We start from the raw sequence: 8672 nt of genomic DNA, 5'->3' as shown, positions 1-8672 counted from the left end.
GGTATTGATGTTCTCACCTTCCAGTCTCATTCTCTTTAATTCACATTAGACGTAAATTCAAAATTAAGAGCAGTATCTATTTGTTTGAGCAGCGATTCTAAGGATGAAGAGTTATCTAAAACTACATCTGCGATCGCTGCTTTTTCTTTTAGAGATAATTGACTATTAATTCGGGCTTGTGCTTGTTCTAAAGTTAAGTGATTGCGCTCCATTAATCTTTGCAACTGCTGTGATTCCGAACAAGTTACTACCCAAATTTCCGTGACTAAATTAGTCATCTGCACTTCAATCAACAAAGGGATGACTAATACCAAGATTGGGGAAGTGGATTCAGCAATTGCTTTGAGGAAGCGATCGCGCACATAAGGATGTATTAAACTCTCTAGCCAATGGCGTTCATCTTGATTTTGAAAGATAAGCTCACCCAGCTTTGGGCGATTGAGACTGCCATCTGGTAGTAATATTTCTTTACCATAACGCCCAGCGATCGCATCCAGAATCGGCGAACCCAAAGATACTGCATCCCTAGCGTAAATATCTGCATCGAAGACTGGCAAATGATGAACGCTAGCTAAATAATTAGCGACAGTGGTTTTACCTGTCGCTATACCTCCAGTTAAGCCGATAATCCGTTGAGTCATCTGTTTTACTTGCGCGTAACGTAATTACAAATTAAGAATTACGTAGCTTGCTTTTCGTAGGGTGTTAAGAATTAATCTTAAACATCACCACAATATTTTGTAGCAATGAGTCGATTATTTTTATAAACTAATACTCTGCCATAAGCTGTATCTTGCACAGCAGCATACAGATAATTTTTGTTTCTAAATCTGTAAACTACATCTCCGTTTTCATTACGTCTAGCGGTACCACCATCTAGTAAGAGATCAGGACGTTGTAGCGTAGTCGGAATATTATATGCAGCGTAGCGTAATGTTCCATTGTTGAGGCGGGAAACTTCCACAAAAACACCTTCAGCACTACAACTAAATACTGGTGTAGCGGCAAGTGCAGCAACAGGTGATGCTACTATAGCTGTTAGCATAGAAGCCCCGCCTGTGAGGGTAGCCAAAATTCCCCACAAAGGTTTTGCAGGTTTGCAATTTAAGCTTTTCATATTTAATTCCTTAAAGTTTGTATAACCTGATCTACAAACTTATATTTCCCGGTTTCGGATTTTAATATGTCACAACTAATGAGTTTTAACTCGTTGTTCAGTTACTAAAGTTAGACTCACCCATTCGCCTTTATCGCTATACCTACGAACCATACGTTGGCGTAAGTTTGGTTGAATTAACCAACCCACTTCTAAAATAAAGCTTTGGCGTACTTGCACTTTGAGCAAAGAAGTAGCAGAAGCACCATTAGGTAATAGTAATACTTGTACCTGTTTTTCTGGGTCTTGATCAAAGAGAATGATTGAGCCTTTGATAGTAGCAGTGGAAGTTATGGCGCGTCCTGCAAAATTCAAGGTTTGAATTAAGCGCCCATTTTCATCTAGTTGTAATTTGAGATTTGTAGAAATAGTATCAGGCGATCGCCAATCAGGATAAATTGTTGTTGCTTCACCTTGCCATTCGCCCAATAAATCATCAATTTGTAAGGGTGGATGATCTTTTGCTGGTGTACCTGCTAAATGTTCACGAATTAGAGTAATTTGGTCTAACTGACCGTTTTTATCAAATAACTGCACCAAGCGCAGACGGCGATTTTCATGAATTAAACCTAATTCTGCACCAAATTCCGAAAACGGAGCTAACTGAATTGAACCTTGAGAAAAAGCACCATTTTCAAAAAACAGTACACTTCTGGCTAAGGAACTATACTCTAGAATCTTTTCTGTATTTTCTTGACGAATAATCTGGCGGACTGTTTGATTGTTATTTAATCCTGCCAAAGAAACAACCGTCGGAATATCATTTAAAAGTTGACCTTGGGCTGAAAATCGAGTAAATGAACCTTGCCATTCACCAAGATTAAGCAATAAACGTTCCCACTGAGATGACATAGTAGGTAATCAATACTAAATGCTCAGTAGCATATCAGTTTTGAGGCTTGTTTAGTCCTGACTACTAACTTTTGGCAAAACGTCTGACAGCAAATAAGCTACCCATTAATCCTACTGTTGCACCAAAGCTCAATAAAATTAAAGGTAGTAGCAAAACCTGTGTGGCCGTCAGTTGTAAACCATTGCTAATAAATTGAATAAATTCTGGTTGATTGGTGAGTAACTTCCCGGTAAACTGTTGCATTACGGATATAAAACTCCAAGCGATCGCACCACCAAATAAACCAAAAGCTATCCCCTGCAATATAAACGGTAGATAAATCCAGGCCGAAGTTGCTCCCACTAACTGCATAATTTCAATTTCCCGCCGACGTGCCATCACAATTAGACGAATAGTTGTTGTAGTGACAGCGATCGCTGTTAAAGTCAAGATAGCTGTGATTGTCAGCGTCATCCAATTTAGTCCTTGATGCAACTGGGCGATGCGTTTAACTGCCTCATCGACATACTGAACCGTATCAACTCCCTGTAATTTAGCCAATTGAGTCGCTAAAATCGGCACAGACTGAGAGTTACGTGCTTTGACCTTAATTTCATCTACTAGAGGATTTTCCCCTAGCTGTTGTGTTGCACCTTCAATATCAGCAATTCTCAGTTCTTTAACTAATTTAGTCCAGGCTTGCTCTTTAGTAATGATTTGCATCCCTACCACATCCGGCATTTGGATCACAAACGGCTCAATAGTTTGTGCTGACACACCAGAATCAAGATAAACAGATACTTCTAATTGGCTACCAAACTGATTGAGGAGTTTTTCTACTTGCCAAGAAGTTTGCAAACTCAAGCCAAATAGAAATAGTAGCACCGTCACAGTACTGACAGCAGCCCAATTCATCCAACCACCGCGCAGTAAACCCAAGAAGGTTTCCTTCAGTAGATAGTCAAGTTTCGTGAGAAATTTAAACACAACTCACCCTAATAGGAGGAAAAGGGGGAGAGAGCAGGGGGCAGGGGGAGAAATGGCTCCAAGATGTTCGCCCAATCCCCAATCCCCAATCCCCAATCCCCAATCCCTTTTATACTCGATCAATTATTCGATCTGTAGGACTACTAAAGTCATATCATCATTATTTTGCCTGTCAGCACCGATAAATTGCTGAACTCGGTCGAATAGATAATCGACAATTTCCTCTGGGCCGTTACAGTACCGACAAGCTGTGCTGAAAGCAGTAACAAAGTTTTCTTCATCGAAGCGATCGCCACTGGCAGCAGCCGCATCCGTCAAACCATCTGTATAATAAATAACTGTATCGCCAGGCTCTAACTGTGCATGACCGTCTTCGTATTGGCTATTAGCATCCAGCCCAATTAACATCCCCAGAGTATCTAAGCGAGTAACACTTTTTGTAGCTGCGTGCCACCACAAGGGGGGATTATGTGCCGCATTGCTATAGGATAAAATTCGTTTATGCGGATTATACTCAGAGTAAAATAGCGTAATGAAGCGGTGGGAATTTTCCAAATCCGCATACATAACTCGGTTGAGATTCTGCAAAATCCCCGCCGGAGAGTTACCGTGTAACACTTCTCCCCGTAACATTCCTCGCATCATGGTCATAATCAAACCCGCAGGAACGCCCTTACCCATCACATCACCAATCACCAAACCCCAACGACCCGAATCTTGACCAAGTTTGGTGTATGGGTGAATTTGGCTTTGATTAGTGGGAATAAAATCATAATAATCTCCGCCAACACGATTGGCTGGTCTACAACGTGCTGCGAGACTAACACCAGGAATGTGAGGACACTGACGCGGCAATAATCGTCTTTGAATCTCTGCACCAATTTCTAGTTCTTGGTCTAGACGTTCTTTTTTCCTCAGTTCTACGGCCAGTTCGTCGTTTTCAATCGCCACTGCGGTTTGGTCTGCAACTAACCGCACTAACTTTTGTCTAGTTTCTGTCCAACTATACTCAGGATCGCGGCTTAATACATACAACCATCCCCGTTCTGTGTGCTTTACTAAAATTGCCGTGCCGAAGATTTGCACATCTGGCCCCAGGTAGCGGTGCATCTGGTCATCTAGCATTCCTGTGGCGTTAGCTAGAGGTGCAGTGTTAGGCAAAAGTGTGATTTGGCTACTAGCTGTTTCTAAGGCTTTGCGGATATTCTTACGTTGACGGCTGTCTTGCCAATGTAATTGTTCTAATCTGACTTGGCCATTCGGTTTGTAGAGAAACAGCGCGCTACCGTCGGCATCCGTCACTCTTGTTGCCATCAGAGGAATAAGTTCCAAAAACTGGTTCAGATTATTGAAGCTTCTGAGGGCAAATCCTAAAGAACTCAGCAAATCTTGGATTTTGTTCTGTTCCCGGTGCAATCGTGACACAAGTTCTTTGAGTGCTACGACTGGTGTGACATCTGTCGCAGCACTATTATTGTTGTCCGTGGGTTGAGAGGAAAATTGAGGCACAGGCACAGGTTATTGCACTGGAAAGGGGTTAATTTTAGATTGACAATTAGTAAATTTTCTATTTGGCGATCGCTAAACCATATTGGGTTAAAGTTTAACGCTTTTGCAAGAGTATAAAGACGTAAGACTTAAATCGACATAAGTATTACATTTGCTGAGAAAATTTCTATCTTCGGAGAGGAATTTCCATGAATGTACTTCAATTTACTGATAATACATGAAGTTTTCTTAAAGGTTGCTGACAACCTTCAAGTAGTCATAAGTTTAGGAAAGCTGTTTAATTGCTATCCAAGATCGCCAACGCTACATCTAATAACTTCCTTTGGTCGCTATCAAGACGGCATTAGATTGAAATTTTAGCAAATAACAACCGTAATGTTATCGAAAATTAACTAGATTAGCAAAAAGGAATCATAGGGACTGGAGATTGGGGACTGGGCGAAAATCGTGGAGTCATTTCTCCCCCTGCCCCCTGGCTCTTCTTCTTAGCCACTCAAGAGAGCTTCTACAAACTCGTAGCTAGAAAAGGGTCGTAGGTCTTCAATGCCTTCGCCAGCACCAATAAAGCGGATGGGCAGGCCTAGCTGCTGCACTACAGCAAGAGCAACGCCGCCTTTGGCTGTACCATCTAACTTGGTTAATACTACGCCACTGAGTTGAGCGGCTTGGGAGAAGACTTCGGCTTGTCGCAATCCGTTTTGACCTAAAGTGGAATCTAACACCAAAAGGGATTCGATTTTGGCATCTGGGGCTTTTTTGTCGATAATTCTGCGGATTTTACTGAGTTCATCCATTAAGTTTTTCTTGTTTTGCAGCCGCCCAGCTGTATCTACTAATAGCAATTCGGTATTTCGTGCTTGAGCTGCGGCGATCGCATCAAATACCACTGCGGCCGGATCTGTATTTTTACCAGGGTTAGAGATTACTTCTACACCGCTTCTTTTACCCCAAACTTTTACTTGTTCAACTGCCGCCGCCCGGAATGTATCTGCTGCACCAATCAAGCATCGATAACCTGATTTTTGTGCGAGGTGAGATATTTTACCGATGGTAGTAGTTTTTCCCGCACCATTGACTCCTGTAATTAACCAAATATTGAGGCTATCTTTATCTGGGGCAAAACTGGCTTTGTGGGATGTTTTGAGGGGTGCATCTAGCATATCCCGCAGGATTTGTTTTAAGTAAGCGATCGCTTCTTCTGGTGGAGTGACTTCTTCCCGCAGTTTTTTCTGGAGTGAACTAATAATATAGTCGGTTGCTTCTACACCCACATCAGCTTGCAGAAGTAAAGCTTCTATTTCTCCTACAGCTGCTTGATTGAGCGGCCCTTGTCCAACAATTGCTTTGAGTTGGTTAAGAATACTCCGACGGGTTTTGTCTAATCCTTGTCGTAGCTTTTTCAGCCAAGTAATTTCTTCAATCGATATATCTTCTGGTCGTCTTCCCTGGGCTGCCAATACCTCTGCTGACCAAACAAAGCCTTCATCAAAGGATAGCCCAGCAATTTCTGGGGCTGTTTCTGATGAAGTATTAGCTGCTACTGGCTTGACTACTTCGGGTTCCGGTACTTCAATCGCATTGGCGATTAATCGTTCTTGCCTAGCTTCCCGTTCTGCGGCTGCTCGTTCTAAGAATGATAATGTAGGCGTTGGTGTTGGTTCCGATACTGCTACTGGTTCTATTGGTTCTATGTCGATTCCTACATCTTCTTGTGTAGCCGAAGTTACCTCCTGCTCTTCTTGATTAGCTACTTCCGCTTCCATCACGGGAGTTGGGATATTTTCTACAACCTCAACTGAGGTAGTATTCGCTACTAGTAATTCTAGATTTTCCTTATCAGCAGTTTCCTCCTCTTCCACGCCAGTTGTTTGTACAGGCGTTTCGGCATCTACTGATTCCGGTGTCGCTTCTACTTCCTGGGATTTTTGTTTCTCTTGAATATTTTTGTAAGCGGCCTTTGCGAACGCCAATAAATCTGCTGTCGAGTCTGGGACAGTCGCAGCAGGAGTTGACGTTGCTTCTGGTTCTACTTGAGATTCTGTGACTGGAGATGTTTCTGGTTGTTGTTTTTCCGAGGGGCTATCCGAGGAATCGTCAGTTTGACGACGGAACCAATTAAAAACCATTGCAGCTAGCGGTGATAGTTGTTACGAGTTATGAGTTATAAGTTTAATTTAACTGTGGACTCCTAACTAGTGGTAAACCTCCTGGTTATCCTCACCTCTAAAAGTCGGATTTTTCGCTCAGGGATCAGTGACTGGGTAGTAGAAGAGTTAAATTAAATCTGACTCAACACCAGCTACACACGCCAATACTGTTCTCCGCACAGCTATAGCCACAGGGCTTGATAGCACTAAACACTCAGCGCCTTTTTTTGGTCTGAGACTCGGCGTAGTACACCGTTAATGAAACGATGACCTTCATCGCCACTGTAACGTTTAGCTAACTCTACAGCTTCGTTGATGGCGACGCTGTTGGGCAGATTCAAGAACATCATTTCTGCTACGGCAATGCGAAGAATATCACGGTCGATTTGTGCTAGGCGAGTAACTTGCCAATCAACTAGGGCTGAGGTAATTTGTTCATCAATCATGCCGCGTTCTTCATTGATGATTTTGACAAGTTTGATGGCATATCTGCCTACTTCCTTATCTTGATTTGCCAGCTGAATTAATTCAGGAAACTCAACAGATGCACCTAGCTGATTGATGGCTGTTTGTGTATGGGAAATTGCTTCTTGCAGCATATTACGGGCAGTGTTTAAGTCTGAAGCCCGTGTTTGACTAGTTAGCAGGCGATCGTTACTACGTTGCAATTCAGCGGCCGCATTATCCAAGGTATCTTGTACTTCTGCTCTCAAGGTACGTACTGTAGCCAATACTAGCTTCGGCAGGTGTTCTTCGGTTAATTTTTTGGGGTTTAGTGGTAACTGACTCAGACTTAAAAGTGCCAGTTCACGAGCGATTTGCTGGGGTTTACGGTCTTGCATAATAGTTAAATATTTCAGTAGTAATTTAATTGCTGGGTGACAAATTATTCAATTTTGACAAAGCCAGACAACCATCTTATCTGTATTAGGTACGAAGTTACCGGATTTTTTTAGATTTATTTAGCGGTGATTGCTGAGTTGCCGGTAACAGTAATAGGGTCAGAATTTTCTCTCCTACCCCTATTGTTCTATATCTGCTTCATCTCTTGCAGGGATTTTTCTATTTTATGCTCTTGGATTAAGTCTAGGTTGGTTAGAACGGGGTTCGGCGCAACAATGCCACCAGAGACCACCACTTTGAAAGCATCCTCTACGGACATAGAAAGGTTAACTACTTCGTCTTCTGGGACTACGGCATACCAGCCTGTAGTCGGGTTTGGTGTGGTGGGAATAAACACACTCAACATTGGACGAGGCATTTGAGATTGAATTTCACTACTAATCACACCTGTAACAAAGGCGATCGCCCATATCCCTCGGCGGGGATATTCTATTAGAATGACTCTCCGAAATTTCCCATTAGAGTCTTTTAGTAGTGTTTCCAAAAGCTGCTTGAGGGTTTTATACACCTGCCCAGCTAAAGGAATCGCCTGTAATAATCGTTCACCAAAATCCAACAACCATCGTCCAGCAATATTCCTAGCCATTAACCCAATGATCAGTATACTTAGTAGAGGTACAGCTAGACCTACTGCAAAATTAAGTATATTTACTGCTATGGGATGTAGTCCATCAAAAGGGTTAAGTTGTTTAGGCACTTGAGTAAGAAAGTCAATTACCCAATTAGCAATGGTAATTGTTAACCAGATAGTGGTTGCCAGGGGAATTACCACTAACAAGCCAGCAATTAGGTCATTCTTTAAGTCCTGCTTTAAGCGGTCAATGCCCAAGCCCTTATGCTCTTTTTTTAGGATAGTGGAACTTTCATTATTGGTACTCATTCCAGTAAATTTGTCTAATTAATTCAGATATAACTTGTAGCCTTTATACTGCAACTCTCTGTCTCAAAGACAAGTATTGTAACTGTAACCAAGCCATTTCCCAGCACTCACTCGGAAATAGGTTTCTTCGATACTTATCTACATAAGCAGATTCCAAGTAGCACAAAAACTAGTTTGTCTGTCAGGACTTTACTTTTCTTTGTACAACTTGTAAATGATTGTTGCTAATTTCTTAGTTATTACAATCCTACCGCGATA

The 8672-nt window shown here is 42.1% G+C and carries 8 protein-coding genes; all 8 read right to left on the bottom strand.

The annotated features are described in order from the left end of the window. Positions 1-35: 35 nt before the first annotated feature. The 8 genes from coaE to ACM5QX_RS18805 all read right to left on the bottom strand — a co-directional run bounded on the left by coaE (position 36) and on the right by ACM5QX_RS18805 (position 8414). Complete coding sequence (gene coaE, locus ACM5QX_RS18840; protein WP_414754914.1) at positions 36-641, bottom strand: dephospho-CoA kinase; 606 nt, start codon at positions 639-641, stop codon at positions 36-38. A gap of 77 nt (positions 642-718) precedes the next feature. Beyond that, positions 719-1117 carry a hypothetical protein gene (locus ACM5QX_RS18835; protein ID WP_414754913.1) on the bottom strand — a complete coding sequence of 133 codons (399 nt, stop codon included), beginning with the start codon at positions 1115-1117 and terminating at the stop codon, positions 719-721. Positions 1118-1192: 75 nt separating this feature from the next. Further along, the gene (locus ACM5QX_RS18830) at positions 1193-2008 is read right to left on the bottom strand and encodes a DUF3598 family protein (protein WP_414754912.1); all 816 of its coding nucleotides are present in this window, start codon (positions 2006-2008) and stop codon (positions 1193-1195) included. A 64-nt stretch (positions 2009-2072) separates the two neighbouring features. Continuing rightward, positions 2073-2975 (bottom strand): cell division protein FtsX, encoded by a 903-nt coding sequence (locus ACM5QX_RS18825; RefSeq protein WP_414754911.1) that lies wholly within the window; start codon positions 2973-2975, stop codon positions 2073-2075. Between the two features lie 123 nt (positions 2976-3098). Beyond that, positions 3099-4490 carry a PP2C family protein-serine/threonine phosphatase gene (locus tag ACM5QX_RS18820; RefSeq protein WP_011317166.1) on the bottom strand — a complete coding sequence of 464 codons (1392 nt, stop codon included), beginning with the start codon at positions 4488-4490 and terminating at the stop codon, positions 3099-3101. A 479-nt stretch (positions 4491-4969) separates the two neighbouring features. Continuing rightward, positions 4970-6610, bottom strand: coding sequence for a signal recognition particle-docking protein FtsY (ftsY, locus tag ACM5QX_RS18815; protein WP_414754910.1), 1641 nt, complete (start codon positions 6608-6610; stop codon positions 4970-4972). 227 nt (positions 6611-6837) lie between these two features. Further along, positions 6838-7473 carry a transcription antitermination factor NusB gene (nusB, locus tag ACM5QX_RS18810; RefSeq protein ID WP_011317164.1) on the bottom strand — a complete coding sequence of 212 codons (636 nt, stop codon included), beginning with the start codon at positions 7471-7473 and terminating at the stop codon, positions 6838-6840. A 188-nt stretch (positions 7474-7661) separates the two neighbouring features. Further along, positions 7662-8414 (bottom strand): DUF502 domain-containing protein, encoded by a 753-nt coding sequence (locus tag ACM5QX_RS18805; protein WP_414754909.1) that lies wholly within the window; start codon positions 8412-8414, stop codon positions 7662-7664. Positions 8415-8672: the final 258 nt, after the last annotated feature.

The sequence above is a fragment of the Anabaena sp. CCY 9910 genome, from assembly GCF_963920875.1.
In the GTDB taxonomy this organism is placed as follows: domain Bacteria; phylum Cyanobacteriota; class Cyanobacteriia; order Cyanobacteriales; family Nostocaceae; genus Trichormus; species Trichormus variabilis.
Note: the sequence above shows the minus strand (reverse complement) of the source record. Positions and strands in the feature narration are given on the sequence as shown.